Source organism: Variovorax sp. 01T432 (assembly GCF_056398605.1).
The window spans coordinates 1-15,037 of the sequence record NZ_JBFTPS010000053.1 but is presented as its reverse complement, the minus strand read 5'-3'; the positions used below and the strand labels follow the sequence as shown (position 1 = coordinate 15,037).

The following is a 15,037-nucleotide window of genomic DNA, read 5'->3' as shown; positions in this document are numbered from 1 at the left end:
GTGCGCTTTGTGCGGCGAACCGGCAAGCCCCGCGAAGCGGGGCAGCGTCTATTGAGGCATGGCCCCTTGGAGCCGGGGAGCGATGAGGGCGCCGCGGACACGGGCGACCGCCGACAGATCGAAGGCCGGCTCCTGTGCCTCTGCGACCTCCTCGCCGCGAAATCGCTGACGGTACTCCCGAGGCGTGGTGTCGAGGCGCCTCGTGAAGATGACGCGCATGTGGTTGCCGCTATGGAAGCCGCATCGAAACGCGACCGTCTTCAGCGGCAGGTCAGTCTCCTCCAGCAACTTGCGGGAGAAATCGACCCGCACCTGCTCCACGAACGCCGAAGGCGTCATATTCGCGTCCTTGGCGAAGATGCGCGAGAAAGTCCGCCGGCTGACCGCCACGGCGTCGGCAAGCTGCTCGATGGAGAACTGCTCGCTGATATGGTCCGTGACGTAGCGCAGTACCTTCGCGACGATGGTCTCTTCCTTCGGGCCCACCGCCAGATACGGGCTGTACTGCGACTGGCCTCCTTCGCGGCGGATGTACACGATCAGCCGCTTGGCAATGCGCAGCGCCATCTCGTGGCCCCAGTCCTCCGTCACCAGGGCCAGGCACAGGTCGACGCCGGCCGTGACGCCTGCACAGGTGAACAGACTGCCATCACGGACGAAGATCTTGTCCGGCCGCACGCGCGCCCTCGGGAACTGGGCGATGAGACGATCGACGTCGTGCCAATGGGCCGTGACCGACTTGCCGTTCAGCAATCCGGCGTGGCCAAGGAGGAACGCGCCGTTGCAGACGGAGCCGAAGCGTCGGGATTCCTGTGCCTTCGCCCCCAGCCAATGAAGAAAGTCGGGTGCAGGATGCAGGTCCGGAAGCTTGGGGCCGCCCGCGACAAGGAGCAGGTCGGGTCGGTCCTCGTACTGCGAGTAGCCGACGTCGACCTTGAGTTCCATCCCGTTGGCGCAACGCACGCTCCCGGAATGCATGCCGATGAGCGTCATCTCATACTGCTGATCCGGAGGAAGAAAATTGTTCGCCTCGGCGAAGACATCCATCGGAGCCGCGACGTCCAGCGCCTGCACCCCATCCACCACAACGATGGCCAGCTTCATTTCTTGACCTTCTTTCCTGCAACGGGATTCAGCGAATAGGCATTTCGTCGACGAATCCCGGGTTTGACTTTGCTCGCTGCTGCTGCTGCTGCTGCTGCTGCTGCTGCTGTCGCAGTGGCTTTGGCCTGCATGCCTTCCACAAGCTCGGCCAGGCTGGCAAGCACCGTTTCGACAGGCTCTCCGAATTGAGCCGTCACGATGGCCCCGTCGATACCCACGGCAAGCGCTCGTGCCTGCAGCGCCATTGTCGGCGTCCGGGGCAACAGTGTTCGCAAGATGGTCACCATGTCCGCCTTGTGCCGCCGCGAAACGGCGACTGCCTCCGGGAGGCTGTCTCCCAGTTCGACCACGGCGTTGATGAAGGCACAGCCGCGATAGTTCTCGGTGCTGAACCATTCGCGGAGGGCCGGGACAATGGCCTCGGGGCTTCCGCCATGGCGCCCGAGTGCCTCCTCGAACCACTCCATCCAGTTGGCATGCCGATAGTCCAAGAACTTGAGGACGAGATCGTTCTTGCTCGGGTAATGCCTGTAGAAGGTCTTCTTGGCCACGCCGGATTCGGCGATGAGCCTGTCGATCCCTGTCGCGCGAATGCCATCCCGGTAGAAGAGGTCATGCGCCGTCATCAAGATCTTCCGAGACGGGAGTGCATCCTCGGCGAGTTGCGCAGTTGAAGTTGACATCGAAGGATTGTAGACAGATCGGTCTCCCTCGGCTTGCAAGGCCACCAGGTCCCATGCCTTCGGTCGCCGCGTGTTGAATGCTGGCCAGAAATCAACCGAGCTTGGCCGCTTTCAACTGGCATCGCACAGGGGAGTCGAGGCTCGCTCGCCTAGACTGGCGCGAACGAAAACCCTACCGAGGCACGGCCGGCATGTGAAACGGGACACTCCGCTCGCGCCTTGCCGACACACAGGAATCCATCGTGCAGGAGCCCACTGTCGCCGGTCTGCCGGATATTCTCCAGCCGGGTCTCAAGGTGCTGTTCTGCGGCATCAATCCTGGCGTCTGTGCCGCCGCAGCGGGGCACCACTTTCTGGGGCGTGGGAATCGCTTCTGGCGCGTGATGCATGCCGCCGGGTTCACACCGAAGCAACTCGACCCGCTCCACGATCGCGAGCTCCTGAGGTACGGCTGCGGGCTGACGACCGCGGTGGCGCGGCCGAGCGCGCGGGCAGACCAGATCTCCCAACAGGAGTTCTCGCGGGCTGCTCGTTCGCTGCGCGAGAAGGTGGAGCGCGCAGCGCCTGAACATCTTGCCTTTCTTGGAAAGGCGGCTTACGCAGCCCTGAGCGCGCGCAAGGATATCGACTGGGGAGACCAGCGCACCACGTGGGGCGGCGCTTCCGTCTGCGTGCTTCCCAATCCGAGTGGCCTCAACCGCGGGTTCAGCCTGGACCAGCTGGTGTTCGCCTATCGAGAGCTTCGCTTGCGGGCCTTCGGCGGGCAAGATTGAGCCATGCGCATCGCTCTGCTTTCAGACCTGCACCTGTCGGTGGGCGCACTGCCGTTCCCCGCGGTCGATGCGGATGTCCTGGTACTGGCTGGGGATCTATCCCGCCCCGGGCGGGCCATGGAATGGGCCAAGGCCGCTTCGATCCCGACCATCTACGTCGCGGGCAACCATGAGTTCTACGGAAGCGACCTGGTCACGACATACGCGCAGTTGCGATCCCTCGCGAGCGGAACACAAGTCCATATCCTCGAGTGTTCCGAATGGCATCACGAGGGCGTGCGCTTCCTGGGCTGCACGCTGTGGTCTGATTTCCGCATCTTCGATTCGCCGCAAGCCCGAGACAAGGGCATCGCAGATGCCGTCGGCTTCACCCATGACTTTTCCCGCATCCGCCTGGCGCCTGACTTTGCCGAGCTCTTCACGCCAGCCGTATCACAACTCCTGTTCCTGCAGTCGGTTGCCTGGCTGGAAGCGTGTTTCGCTCGACCTCATGCCGGCCCGACGGTGGTGGTGACGCACTTCGCTCCCAGCCTCAAGAGCATCAGCCCGCAATTTCGAGGATCGGCTGTGAACGCGTGCTTCGTGTCCGACCTGGACGATCGAATCCTGAAGTGGCAACCCGCGCTCTGGCTTCACGGACACACGCACGACAGCTTTGACTATCGAATCGGTCGCACCCGCGTTGTCTGCAATGCCAGGGGTTACACCCGGCGGGATGACCCGATGGGCACGGGGCAACCCGAGAACCCGAAGTTCGATGAGCATCTGGTTATCGAGCTGGATGTCGCCCCGACCGCGACCGCGGATGAGCACGTGCAATGGCCTGAAACATAGGTTGTTTGGCAGCTTCACTGCCCACATCGGCAGTCCAGCGAGATCGAACCGATCTACCATTTTGTCTGGCGGCCGCAGGGCGGCCCGGATCTATCGGATCGGCCCGAAGTCGATCTCCGCGTGGGCATACAGGACCCACTGCGCCTCATTCATGCGTTAGGGAATGGAAATGGAATTTGCTGGCGAACAAGCACGCACGGGTGTCTACAAATCTGCGGCGGACTTGCTCGCCATGGCTTCCATCCGGCTCAACGGGACCGATCCCTGGGACATGAGGCTCATACGCGCCGACGTGCCGCAGCGAGCCTTGTCCAGCGGCAACCTGGGCCTCGGAGAGGCGTACATGGACGGGAGCTGGGAGTGCGATCGGCTGGATCAATTCTTTTGCCGGCTGCTCGAGTCCCGGCTCGCAGATCAGGTCAAGCCGCTGCGCCTCATCGGACATGTGGTCGCAGCCAAGTTGCTCAATCTGCAAAGTCAGCGGCGGGCGAAAGCGGTCGCGGAGGTTCACTATGACCTCGGCAACGACTTCTATGCCGCAATGCTCGACCCGCGCATGACGTACACGTGCGGCTATTGGGCGAGCGCCGGCAACCTCGCGCAAGCCCAGGAGGCGAAGCTCGATCTGATCTGCCGCAAGCTGAGACTGCGCCCTGGAATGCGGGTGCTCGACATCGGTTGTGGCTGGGGAAGCTTCATGTCATTCGCGGCCGAGAGATACGGCGTCGAGGCGGTCGGGGTCACGATATCCAAGGAGCAAGTTGAATGGGCGAGGCGGCGTTATCGACATCTCCCGCTGGAGTTCCGTCTTCAGGACTACCGTGAGGTCGATGAGCACTTCGATGCAGTGGTCAGCGTCGGAATGTTCGAACATGTGGGTCGCAAGAACTATCGAACCTATATGGAAGTGGCTCATCGGTGCCTGCCCAGGCACGGTCTCTTTCTGCTTCACACGATCGGAAAGAACCAGCGCAGATCGACACCGGATCCCTGGATCGACAAGTACATCTTTCCGAACGGCGATCTCCCTTCCGTCGGCCAGATCGGCGACGCACTCGATGATCTGTTCGTGGTCGAGGATGTCCACAACTTCGGCGCGGACTACGACAAGACACTGATGGCTTGGTACGCGAACTTCGAGGCGGCCTGGTCCCGCTTTGAAAAGCAGCTAGGTCATCGCTTCTACCGCATGTGGCGCTATTACTTGCTGTCCTGCGCGGGCGCCTTTCGGGCGCGAGACATTCAACTCTGGCAATGGGTTCTGTCCAAGGATGGAATTCCGGGCGGGTACCAGCGGGAAGCCCTTTGAGAGACCGGCGCTTTCTGCGGCGACGGTCTTCGGCTATCGACTTCCCGGCGGTTCAGGGCGCCCCCTTTGCCGTCTTGCCGACACTCTTGATCCGCGACGCAAGAAAATCCAGCAATGCGCGTAGTGCGGCGCTGTTGTAGCGTCGTTGCAGGTAGGCGGCCGAGAGCCACATGTCGCTACGGACGTTCTTCTGCAGGACCGTCTCCAGCTCGCCCTTGTCAATGCGCGACTGCACCAGAAGCGCGGGTATATACAGCACGCCGAAGCCCTGCAGTGCCACTTCGATCAGGGGCGCAACCTCGGTCGCATGCATGCGGCTCTGGACGGCAACATCGAGTGGCTTGCCGTCGACTTGAAAACCCCAGATCGGCTGCTGCCCTCGGCTGAAGTTCGTCAATGCGGCGTGTCGCGACAATTCGCTCGGGTGCTTGGGCTTGCCGTTCTTCTTCCAGTACGCCGGAGATGCGCAGACCACCAGTTCCATGAGAAGCAGAGGCCGCACGATCAGGCTTTCGTCGGTGACGGGGCCGAAGCACAGCGCGACGTCGATGCCTTCCTCGGCGAGGTCGACGATGCCGTTGGTGAAGTGCAGGCTGATGTGCACCTCGGGGTAGTAGCCCATGTACTGCGCGAGCAGACTGGGAACATGGCCATGGCCCATGTCATGCGATGCCGAGATTCTCAGACGACCCTGCGGCTTGCTCGCATGGTCTTTCAGTTCGGCCCGCGTGACCTCGATCGTTTCCAGCACCGGCTTGCTGCGCTCCAGCAACAGATTGCCTGCGTCGGTAAGGCTCACAGAGCGCGTGGACCGATTGAAGAGACGCACGCCGAAGCGCGTCTCAAGTTCCGCCACGTATTTGCTCACCGTGGCTTTCGACATGTTGAGTCGTGTGGCGGCGTGCGAGAAGCTGCCGCTTGCTGCCACTTCCCGGAACGCCTTGATGAGTTCGAGACTATCCATGTGCTTCTTCCATCATGTGTGCATTGGCAGTGCTCTTTGTTTCGAGGGCACGAACGGGGTGATTCGATCCTGCGCGACTTATGGCGCAATTGCCGATTCAGAATCAATGCCTCGGGCAGGCACTCCGGCAAGCCCGAGTGAGCAAGGCCCCAAGCGAGTGGTGCGCTGGCCCCAGGCCGTCGCGCAGGGCCGGTTCGAATCAACTGACCTGCTGTCCCAAAGGACTGTGAGATGAAGACCTTGAAAACTATTGTCATTACCGTGTTTACTGTTCTCTCCGCTGTCGGAGCCCAAGCCGAGACTTATGACGGAGTTCACCAAGTGGCTGCCGGGGGTAGTCGCGTCGATGCCGCCGCAGCGGCGAATCGGGCGACCTCCGCTGGCAACGCATACGGCGAATCCGCTTCGGCGGGCGTTGCTCCGGCCTTGCCCGCTTCGAAGGACAGCTCGGTGGTTCGCGATGAAGCCGTTGCAGCCGCCCACCGCCCCAATCAGAATGTCGACGGAAAGGCTTTCGTCAATAGCGTCGTGCCTTCTCAATACACGAACGGCAGTCTGAAGATCCGAACGATCGGCCAGGCAGGCACCTGATCTCATACGGTCTTCCGACAAACGTGGTGAATGTCCGCCATGTTGGGCACTTGCGGCGCTCCGTTGCAATTGGTTGTGGCCGTCGGCCGCCGTTCATCTGAGCGAGTCGTGGCTGGCGACGGGGGGCGGCCTGAGCCTCGGTTCATGCTATCGCCGCAAACGTCGACCGCCATCGCCAGATGCGCACAATATCGGCCATAGTGATGCCAGTGCTGGACTTGCGGTCAAATGCGCAGCGGCCACCGCGCGGCCCTGGCGAGGCGATCAGGGCCTCGCAGACTTCGGATTTCGCCGCGTTCCGGTGCGCGTTTGGCGCTTTTCGCAACTCCATGGGCTTGTCTTGAACTTCATTCGCTTCGACTCTTCCAATCTTGACGCCGCGATCGTCGATCTTGATGGGACCATGGTGGACACGGTCGGTGATTTTGTCGTGGCGCTAAACCACATGCTCGACGATCTGGCGCTATCGCGCGTCGACGCACGGGCTGTCGCAACCATGGTCGGCAAGGGCTCGGAGCACCTCATCCACTCCGTGCTGCAGCGCGTCGGTGCGGCGCCCGCGGGCGACGAGGCCTTGTTCGAGAAGGCCTGGGACCGGTACCAGCATCACTATCTCGCGGTCAACGGCTCTCACTCGGAGGTCTATCCGGGTGTCGTCGAGGGACTCGCCGCCTTGCGCGAGCGCGGGTTGCGGCTCGCCTGCCTGACCAACAAGCCCACCGCCTTTGCGCGCCCGTTGCTGGCCGCCAAGGGGCTTGATCGGTACTTCGATCAGGTCTTTGGCGGCGACGCCTTCGAGCGCAAGAAGCCCGATCCGCTGCCCCTCCTGAAGACCTGCGAGGCCCTGGGAAGCAGGCCCGGGCGGACCTTGATGGTGGGCGATTCGAGCAACGACGCGCTGGCGGCGCGGGCGGCGGGCTGCCCCGTCGTGCTGGTCAGCTATGGCTACAACCACGGCGAGCCGGTGCGGGGCGTGGATGCCGACGGCTTTGTCGATTCCCTGGCCGAACTCGGTCGCCTGCCTTAAGGGCCCAGACCGTCAGCCCTTTCCGAGCAGGGCATCCTTGAGCTTCCAGTCGGCCGGCGTCTGGCCAAGCCAGATGCGCAGCAGCGCGTTGAAGAAAGCCTGCTCCTTGATCGGTTCGCCCTGCGGCACGCCCCGGATGGTGATCACCGTCCCGGCGCCCGGAATCCAGTCGATGGTGAAGGTGTCGCCGGTCTTCAGCTGTTTCTGATCTGCAAATACTTGGCCCATCCGCAGCAGGCCGGGGATCAATTGCGACATCTCGCTTCTCGGGGAGTTGTCTTCCACACCCCGTGTGAACAGTTTGCCGAATTCGTTGGCCTCGATGTCTCTCAGCATAGTGATGGCAACGCGCTTGGCGCCCGGGGCGGCGAGAACCTGCTCCGGCGACGAGGCCCTGGCGCCAAGGTGGAGGCCGGCGGCGTAGACCTTGAGGACGGCCTTGTAGCGAACGCCGGCACCGTTGAGCTGCAGCTTGCTGCCGCCCACGTCGACCGCATCGTCGAGCTTGACGCCGGCGACATCGACCTGGGCGGCCGAGGCGGCAAGAGGCACGATGGCGAAGAAGGTCAGCGCGCACAGGCGCCGGAAGGCGGTGAGAGGCATCCAGAAAACTCCGTGACAGCAAAAGCGCCGAATGTATCTTTTTGTACTTCGCTTGTCCCTCGGCTAAACTCCCCACTTCATGTTCATTCATCACGTCATTCAGACAGGTCAAGGCAGCCGGGGAGCCTGGCCTTGGCGCACGCCATCGTCGTTGCCTGTTTGATTGCACGGCGCCTGCCGTGCGCCCGCGGCCCTCAGTCTTCCTGACCGGCCACTCGCCCGAATGACACCGCCAGCGGCCATCAAGCGTCGTCTGGTCGACGGAGACCCAACCCGTGATCACTGAACTCGAATTCAAAAGCCTCAGCGCACAGGGCTATAACCGCATCCCGCTGATGGTCGAGGCCTTTGCCGACCTCGAAACGCCTCTCTCCCTCTACCTCAAGCTCGCATACATCAAGGACAGCGGCAAGAACAGCTTCCTCCTTGAATCGGTCGTAGGCGGCGAGCGCTTCGGCCGCTACAGCTTCATCGGCCTTCCTGCGCGAACGCTGTTGCGCGCGAGCGGCTTCGGCGACGCGGCGCTGACCGAAGTAGTGACCGATGGCAAGGTCGTCGAAACGGCCAAGGGCAATCCGCTCGATTTCGTCTCGGCCTACCAGAAGCGCTTCAGGGTTGCGCTGCGTCCAGGCCTGCCGCGCTTCTGCGGTGGCCTTGCCGGCTACTTCGGTTACGACACGGTCCGCCATATCGAGAAGAAGCTCGAGAAGAGCTGTCCTCCCGACACGCTGGGCTGCCCCGACATCCTGCTGCTGCAGTGCGAGGAACTCGCGGTCATCGACAACCTCTCGGGCAAGCTCTACCTGATCGTCTACGCCGATCCGGGCCAGCCCGAGGCCTACGCGAACGCAAGGCGCCGCCTGCGCGAGTTGCGCGATCAGCTCAAGTATTCGGTGAGCGCGCCTCAGGTCAAGCCCACGCAGGCCCATCCGCCCGAACGCAGCTTTGCCAAGGCCGATTACCTCGCCGCTGTGGAGCGCGCCAAGGAGCTGATTGCGGCCGGCGACTTCATGCAGGTACAGGTTGGCCAGCGCATCAGCAAGCGCTACACGGAGTCGCCGCTGTCGCTCTATCGCGCGTTGCGCTCGCTCAATCCCTCGCCGTACATGTATTACTACCACTTGGGCGACTTCCACGTGGTCGGCGCCTCGCCCGAGATCCTCGTGCGTCAGGAGCACGTCGGCGCAGGCGAGCAGAAGATCACCATCCGGCCCCTCGCCGGCACTCGCCCCCGCGGCGCTTCGCCGGAACTCGACAAGGCGGCTGAGGTCGAGCTGATCAACGACCCCAAGGAGCGGGCCGAGCATGTCATGTTGATCGACCTCGCGCGCAACGACATCGGCCGCATCGCGAAGACGGGCAGCGTGAAGGTGACCGAAGCCTTCGCTGTCGAGCGCTACAGCCACGTGATGCACATCGTGAGCAACGTCGAAGGAATGTTGAAGGACGGGATGACGGCCATCGATGTGCTGAGGGCCACATTCCCGGCGGGGACGCTGACGGGCGCGCCCAAGGTGCATGCGATGGAATTGATCGACCAGTTGGAGCCCACCAAGCGCGGGATCTACGGCGGTGCGTGCGGCTACATCAGCTACGCCGGTGACATGGACGTGGCGATCGCGATCCGCACGGGCATCGTGAAAGACCAGATGCTCCACGTACAGGCGGCGGCAGGCGTCGTGGCCGACTCGGTGCCCGAGCTCGAATGGAAGGAAACGGAGGCCAAGGCGCGCGCCTTGCTCCGTGCTGCGGAATTGGTCGAGGAAGGGTTGGAATGATGACTGACGAAATTCAGAACGAGGACTTCTCGCACGACATCATCGGCGCCGCCGTCGAGGTGCAGCGTGTGCTGGGTACGGGTCTGACCGAGGAGGCCTATGCCGCCGCGCTGGAGATCGAGCTTGCCGAGCGCGAAATCGGCTTTGCGCGCAACGTGCCGGTCTCGGTCAGCTACAAGGGCCGCCCGCTCGGTGAGGTCTGCCGTGCAGCCTTCGTCGTCGAGCAGTCGCTGGTTGTCGAGGTCAAGGCGGTCGACACGCTCACCGAACTGCACCGGACGCAGGCGCAGGCCGCTGTGCGGCTTTCGGGGCTGCGCCTTGGACTGCTCATCAACTTCAATGTGTTTCCGGTTGTCAAGGGCGTGCATCGGATCGGAGTCAAGCCATGAAGCTCCTGATGATCGACAACTACGACAGCTTCACCTACAACCTGGTGCAGTACTTCGGGGAACTCGGCGCGGAAGTCGAGGTGCACCGCAATGACGAGATCACGCTTGACGGACTTCGCGAGCGCATCGCGGACGGGGTCGGTCGACTGGTCATTTCTCCAGGGCCCTGCTCGCCGGCCGAAGCCGGCGTTTCGGTGGCGGCAATCCGGGCGTTTGCGGGCAAGCTGCCCATCCTTGGCGTTTGCCTCGGCCATCAGGCGATCGGCGCGGCATTCGGCGGAACAATCGTCCGCGCGCGGCAATTGATGCACGGCAAGACCAGCGAGATCACGACCACGCGCGAAGGTGTCTTCGCGGGGCTGCCGGAGAAGTTTCATGTCAACCGCTACCACTCGCTGTCGATCGAGCGCGATAGTTGCCCGCGCGAGCTCGCGATCACCGCGTGGACCGACGATGGCGAGATCATGGGCGTGCGCCATACCGGCTTCGAGCGCGCCGTGCGCATCGAAGGCGTGCAGTTCCATCCCGAATCCATCCTCACGGAGCACGGTCATGCCATGCTCAAGAACTTCCTGGAGTAAGCCGCATGCCTGCCTCTTCATCGACCCTCGTGGACCTGCGCAGCGACACCGTCACGCAGCCAACCCTCGCGATGCGGGAGGCCATGATGGCTGCGCCGGTGGGCGACGACGTGTTCGGCGACGACCCGAGCGTCAACGCGCTGCAGTCGCGAATCGCCGAGCTCCTCGGCTTCGAGGCGGCCTTGTTCGTGCCCACCGGGACACAGAGCAACTTCTGTGCAATCCTGTCGCACTGCCAGCGTGGCGATGAATACATCGTCGGCCAGCAGGCGCATTGCTATCGCTGGGAAGGCGGCGGCGCGGCGGTGCTCGGCAGCGTTCAGCCGCAGCCCCTGAATCACCGGCCGGACGGGACGCTCGCGCTGGACGAGATCGAAGCAGCCATCAAACCAGACGACGCCCATTTCGCGCGATCGCGCCTGCTCGCGCTGGAGAACACGCTGGGCGGGAAGCTGCTGCCGTTCGACTATGTCGAGCAGGCCACTCAGCTTGCGCAACGCAAGGGACTGGCCCGCCATCTCGATGGCGCGCGACTTTTCAATGCGGCCGTGGCGCAGGCGGCGGAACGTCATACCGAGCCGCTTGTCGAAGCGCGACGCATCGCTGGCTGCTTCGACAGCGTATCGGTCTGCTTCAGCAAAGGCCTCGGCGCTCCGGTCGGTTCTGCCTTGTGCGGGTCACGCGAGTTCATTGCGCGCGCCCATCGCATCCGCAAGATGGCGGGCGGCGGCATGCGGCAGAGCGGATTGCTGGCGGCCGCGGCTTCGTATGCGCTCGATCACCACATCGACCGGCTGGCGCAGGACCATGCCCTGGCGCGTCGGCTCGCCAACGGCCTGGCTGGCGTCCCCGGACTGCAGTTCGAAGTCCCGCAGACGAATCTGGTGTTTGTCGACCTGACAGGCGATGCACGTTCGCGCTCGGCGGAACTGCTTGCGCACCTGAAGGAGCACGGCGTCCTGGCGACGGGCCTGTACCGGCTGCGTTTCGCCACGCATCTCGATGTCGACGTGGATGGCATCGACCGAGCCATCGGCGCCATCCGGAGCTTCTTTGATGCTGGAACTCCACACCTTTCCGACAATCCTCCTGCATTGAACCCGACCCACTGAACCGAGGGAGACATCCACCATGCCGATCACACCCCAGGAAGCCCTGCAGCGCACCATCGAACACCGCGAGGTGTTCCATGACGAGATGCTGCACATCGTCCGTCTCATCATGAGCGGCGAGTGTTCGCCCGTGATGATGGCGGCGCTCATCACCGGTCTGCGCGTGAAGAAGGAAACCATCGGTGAAATCACCGCCGCCGCGCAGGTGATGCGCGAGGTGTCGACCAAAGTGCACGTCGCCGACACGACGAACCTTGTGGATATCGTCGGCACCGGCGGCGATGGGTCGCACACCTTCAACATCTCGACCTGCTCGATGTTCGTCGCCGCGGCGGCGGGCGCGAAGGTCAGCAAGCACGGCGGCCGCAGCGTGAGCAGCAAGTCGGGCAGCGCCGACGTGCTCGAATCGCTGGGCGTCAACATCAACCTCAAACCCGAGCAGATCGCGAAATGCATCGCTGACGTGGGTATCGGCTTCATGTTCGCGCCAAACCACCATCCGGCGATGAAGAATGTCGCGCCGGTGCGCAAGGAGCTTGGCATCAAGACCATCTTCAACATCCTGGGTCCGTTGACCAACCCCGCCGGCGCACCCAACATCCTGATGGGCGTGTTTCATGCCGACCTGGTGGGTATTCAGGTGCGCGCCCTGCAGCGGCTTGGCGCGGAGCACGCGCTGGTGGTTTACGGGCGCGACGGCATGGACGAGATTTCGCTCGGTGCCGCCACCATGGTCGGCGAGCTCAAGAACGGCGAGGTCCGCGAATACGAACTGCATCCGGAGGACTTCGGCTTTGCGATGCTGAGCAACCGCTCGCTGCGCGTCGAGACGCCGGAGCAGTCGAAGGCGATGCTGCTCGGTGTGCTGGACAACCAGGCCGGCGCGGCGCGGGACATCGTCGTATTCAACGCGGGCGCCGCGCTCTATGCGGCCAATGTCGTCGATTCGATCGCGGCGGGCGTGGAGCGGGCGGCTGCCGCCATCGAGTCCGGTGCGGCAAAGGCCAAGCTGGCAGAACTGATCAAGGCAACGGCCACCGCATAAATGGAGCAGAAAGCCATGTCCGACATTCTCGACAAGATTGTTGCAGTCAAGCGCGAAGAGATCGCGGCGTCGAAGAAGAGAAGCTCGCTCGAGGCCGTGCGCTTCGATGCGGAAAGCCGTGTGCTCACGCGAGACTTCATCGGCGCGCTGCGGGCGAAGATCGCCGCCGGCCACGCCGCCGTCATCGCCGAAGTCAAGAAGGCGAGCCCGAGCAAGGGCGTTCTGCGCGAAGACTTCATACCGGCGGACATTGCGCAAAGCTATGCCGAAGGCGACGGCCGCATCAGTGCGGCCTGCCTCTCCGTGCTGACCGACCGGCAGTTCTTCCAGGGCGGCGTGGATTACCTGAAGCAGGCGCGGGCCTCGTGTGATCTGCCGGTGCTGCGCAAGGATTTCATCGTTGACGCGTATCAGGTCTACGAATCCCGGGCGATGGGAGCCGATGCCATCCTGTTGATCGCGGCCTGCCTGGAAGATGCGCAGATGCGCGAATTCGAGGCCATAGCGATGGCGCTCGGGATGGCGGTGCTGGTCGAAGTCCATGACGAGGCCGAACTGGCGCGCGCACTGAAGCTCAAGACCCCGCTGATCGGCGTCAACAATCGCAACCTGCGTACCTTCGAAGTCTCGGTACAGACAACGGTCGATCTGCTCGCCAAGGTACCCGCCGACCGCCTGCTTGTGACGGAGTCAGGGATCACGACGCGCGAAGACGTCGCGAGATTGCGCGCGGCGGGGGTTCAGGCCTTTCTGGTTGGTGAGGCATTCATGCGGGCCAAGGAACCCGGCGAGGCGCTCGCTGCATTGTTCCAATGAGCGGGCAGACCCAGCTCATGAGCTGCGATCCGGCCGGCTGGCCCGTCGCTCCCGGCTGGCAGCCGCTGGTCGACGAATTCTTCGCCAGCCCGGTCGGTCAGAGGCTGCTGGGCTTTCTGCGGGAAAGGCTGGAAGCCGGGGCCGTGATATTTCCACCGCAGCCCCTGCGCGCGCTTGAACTCACCCCGCCCGGGGAGGTTCGCGTCGTGATCCTGGGGCAGGATCCCTATCATGCGCGCGGCCAGGCCGAGGGGCTCGCGTTTTCGGTGGCCCCGGGCGTGGCGCCGCCTCCGTCACTGCGCAATATCTTCAAGGAACTCGAGCGCGATCTCGGCGTACCGCCGCCGAAGTTCCCGACACCCGGCGGAAGCCTCGTCAAATGGGCGACTCGCGGCGTGTTGCTGCTGAATGCTTGTCTGACCGTCGAGGAGGGCCAACCGGCCAGCCATGCGGGCAGGGGGTGGGAGGTTCTGACCGATGCCGTGATCCGCCAAGTTGCGCACGGCGAGCAGCCCGTCGTCTTCATGCTGTGGGGATCTCATGCCCAGAGCAAGCGGGCACTGATCGATACAGACCGTCACAAAATTCTGACGGCGAATCACCCATCTCCTCTGTCCGCGTTGCGACCGCCCGCGCCATTCATCGGCTGTGGACATTTCGGCCAAGCCCGTGCCTGGCGCGAGGCTCATCAAGCCTGATTGGAGGGTAAGCTATTGATTTTGTTGAAAATACTGCTGGCGTCGCCCGGTGTGCCTGCGTCGCGCACTGCAGGGTTGTAAACGCGCGACGCCTGAGATTCTTGTCTCGGGCTGTCATCGACCTGCCCCTGCAACCGTGCTATATTCCGAGGTTCGCCGGAGAGGTGGCCGAGTGGTTAATGGCAGCAGACTGTAAATCTGCCCTCTTACGAGTACGCTGGTTCGAATCCAGCCCTCTCCACCAGCGAAAAAAGGATATTGCGAGGCGTTTCGAAAGACGATTGACAGAGTGATCTAGGAGCGATTGGCGCACCGCCATGCGGGAGTAGTTCAATGGTAGAACCCTAGCCTTCCAAGCTAATGACGCGGGTTCGATTCCCGTCTCCCGCTCCAGAAGTTCGGTCGTCGCGAAGCGCGGTATTTTGAATTTTGAACAGGCCCATTTGGCTCAGTGGTAGAGCACTCCCTTGGTAAGGGAGAGGTCGCGGGTCCGATTCCCGCAATGGGCACCAGTTTTGGGGTTGCAGTCCGAGGGCTGCAGCTCCATATCAGTGTGTTGATCTAGTTATTTTTCGGAGTCGAGAAAATGGCAAAAGGAAAATTCACCCGTACCAAGCCGCACGTGAACGTGGGGACGATTGGTCACGTGGACCATGGCAAGACGACGCTGACGGCGGCGATTGCGACGGTGCTGTCGACGAAGTTCGGCGGCGAAGCCAAGGCTTACGAC

At 63.0% G+C, this 15,037-nt stretch carries 17 protein-coding genes and 3 tRNA genes; 16 read left to right on the top strand and 4 right to left on the bottom strand.

Features of this window, described 5'->3' with window-relative positions; genetic code table 11:
- Nucleotides 1–48: 48 nt before the first annotated feature.
- Together AC1DNF_RS28710 and AC1DNF_RS28705 are read right to left on the bottom strand one after the other, a co-directional pair.
- Nucleotides 49–1,104 (bottom strand): GlxA family transcriptional regulator, encoded by a 1,056-nt coding sequence (locus AC1DNF_RS28710; protein ID WP_478152054.1) that lies wholly within the window; start codon nt 1,102–1,104, stop codon nt 49–51.
- Nucleotides 1,101–1,787 carry a TetR/AcrR family transcriptional regulator gene (locus AC1DNF_RS28705; RefSeq protein WP_478152053.1) on the bottom strand — a complete coding sequence of 229 codons (687 nt, stop codon included), beginning with the start codon at nt 1,785–1,787 and terminating at the stop codon, nt 1,101–1,103. The genes AC1DNF_RS28710 and AC1DNF_RS28705 overlap by 4 nt, the downstream gene beginning before the upstream one ends.
- A gap of 242 nt (nt 1,788–2,029) precedes the next feature.
- Here AC1DNF_RS28705 and mug point away from each other — a divergent pair, with 242 nt between their 5' ends.
- From mug to cfa, 3 genes are all read left to right on the top strand, one after another.
- Nucleotides 2,030–2,560 (top strand): G/U mismatch-specific DNA glycosylase, encoded by a 531-nt coding sequence (mug, locus tag AC1DNF_RS28700; RefSeq protein WP_478152052.1) that lies wholly within the window; start codon nt 2,030–2,032, stop codon nt 2,558–2,560.
- 3 nt (nt 2,561–2,563) lie between these two features.
- Nucleotides 2,564–3,394, top strand: a complete 831-nt coding sequence (locus AC1DNF_RS28695) for a metallophosphoesterase (protein WP_478152051.1) — start codon at nt 2,564–2,566, stop codon at nt 3,392–3,394.
- A 163-nt stretch (nt 3,395–3,557) separates the two neighbouring features.
- Entirely contained in the window at nt 3,558–4,703 is a 1,146-nt protein-coding gene (gene cfa / locus AC1DNF_RS28690; protein WP_478152050.1) for a cyclopropane fatty acyl phospholipid synthase, read from the top strand.
- A gap of 52 nt (nt 4,704–4,755) precedes the next feature.
- Here cfa and AC1DNF_RS28685 read toward each other — a convergent pair whose 3' ends face one another.
- Nucleotides 4,756–5,667, bottom strand: coding sequence for a LysR family transcriptional regulator (locus AC1DNF_RS28685; RefSeq protein ID WP_478152049.1), 912 nt, complete (start codon nt 5,665–5,667; stop codon nt 4,756–4,758).
- Nucleotides 5,668–5,898: 231 nt separating this feature from the next.
- Here AC1DNF_RS28685 and AC1DNF_RS28680 point away from each other — a divergent pair, with 231 nt between their 5' ends.
- On the top strand, nt 5,899–6,258 hold the full coding sequence (locus AC1DNF_RS28680) for an alpha/beta hydrolase (protein WP_478152048.1): 360 nt from the start codon (nt 5,899–5,901) through the stop codon (nt 6,256–6,258).
- Nucleotides 6,259–6,598: 340 nt separating this feature from the next.
- Nucleotides 6,599–7,285: a phosphoglycolate phosphatase gene (locus AC1DNF_RS28675; protein WP_478152047.1), complete on the top strand. Its 687-nt coding sequence runs from the start codon at nt 6,599–6,601 to the stop codon at nt 7,283–7,285.
- A gap of 12 nt (nt 7,286–7,297) precedes the next feature.
- Here the strand turns inward: AC1DNF_RS28675 and AC1DNF_RS28670 are convergent, their stop codons facing one another.
- Nucleotides 7,298–7,888 carry a chalcone isomerase family protein gene (locus tag AC1DNF_RS28670; RefSeq protein WP_478152046.1) on the bottom strand — a complete coding sequence of 197 codons (591 nt, stop codon included), beginning with the start codon at nt 7,886–7,888 and terminating at the stop codon, nt 7,298–7,300.
- Nucleotides 7,889–8,163: 275 nt separating this feature from the next.
- On the opposite strand from AC1DNF_RS28670, the gene trpE reads away from it, so the two are divergent.
- From trpE to AC1DNF_RS28615, 11 genes are all read left to right on the top strand, one after another.
- A complete protein-coding gene (gene trpE, locus AC1DNF_RS28665; protein ID WP_478152045.1) occupies nt 8,164–9,666 on the top strand; it encodes an anthranilate synthase component I in 1,503 nt (500 codons plus the stop codon).
- On the top strand, nt 9,666–10,055 hold the full coding sequence (locus tag AC1DNF_RS28660; RefSeq protein ID WP_478152044.1) for a GxxExxY protein: 390 nt from the start codon (nt 9,666–9,668) through the stop codon (nt 10,053–10,055). The genes trpE and AC1DNF_RS28660 overlap by 1 nt, the downstream gene beginning before the upstream one ends.
- Entirely contained in the window at nt 10,052–10,636 is a 585-nt protein-coding gene (locus AC1DNF_RS28655) for an anthranilate synthase component II (protein WP_478152043.1), read from the top strand. The genes AC1DNF_RS28660 and AC1DNF_RS28655 overlap by 4 nt, the downstream gene beginning before the upstream one ends.
- 5 nt (nt 10,637–10,641) lie before the next feature.
- Nucleotides 10,642–11,748: a low-specificity L-threonine aldolase gene (ltaE, locus tag AC1DNF_RS28650; RefSeq protein ID WP_478152042.1), complete on the top strand. Its 1,107-nt coding sequence runs from the start codon at nt 10,642–10,644 to the stop codon at nt 11,746–11,748.
- Between the two features lie 19 nt (nt 11,749–11,767).
- Nucleotides 11,768–12,793, top strand: a complete 1,026-nt coding sequence (gene trpD, locus AC1DNF_RS28645; protein WP_478152041.1) for an anthranilate phosphoribosyltransferase — start codon at nt 11,768–11,770, stop codon at nt 12,791–12,793.
- Between the two features lie 15 nt (nt 12,794–12,808).
- Complete coding sequence (trpC, locus tag AC1DNF_RS28640; protein WP_478152076.1) at nt 12,809–13,609, top strand: indole-3-glycerol phosphate synthase TrpC; 801 nt, start codon at nt 12,809–12,811, stop codon at nt 13,607–13,609.
- Nucleotides 13,606–14,307 carry a uracil-DNA glycosylase gene (locus tag AC1DNF_RS28635; protein WP_478152040.1) on the top strand — a complete coding sequence of 234 codons (702 nt, stop codon included), beginning with the start codon at nt 13,606–13,608 and terminating at the stop codon, nt 14,305–14,307. The genes trpC and AC1DNF_RS28635 overlap by 4 nt, the downstream gene beginning before the upstream one ends.
- Before the next feature lie 158 nt (nt 14,308–14,465).
- Nucleotides 14,466–14,551, top strand: a tRNA-Tyr gene (locus tag AC1DNF_RS28630).
- A gap of 75 nt (nt 14,552–14,626) precedes the next feature.
- Nucleotides 14,627–14,700: transfer RNA gene (locus AC1DNF_RS28625), tRNA-Gly, on the top strand.
- A 44-nt stretch (nt 14,701–14,744) separates the two neighbouring features.
- Nucleotides 14,745–14,819 (top strand) — tRNA-Thr (locus AC1DNF_RS28620).
- 74 nt (nt 14,820–14,893) lie between these two features.
- A partial coding sequence (locus AC1DNF_RS28615; RefSeq protein WP_478150390.1) for a GTP-binding protein occupies nt 14,894–15,037 on the top strand: 144 nt, incomplete at its 3' end.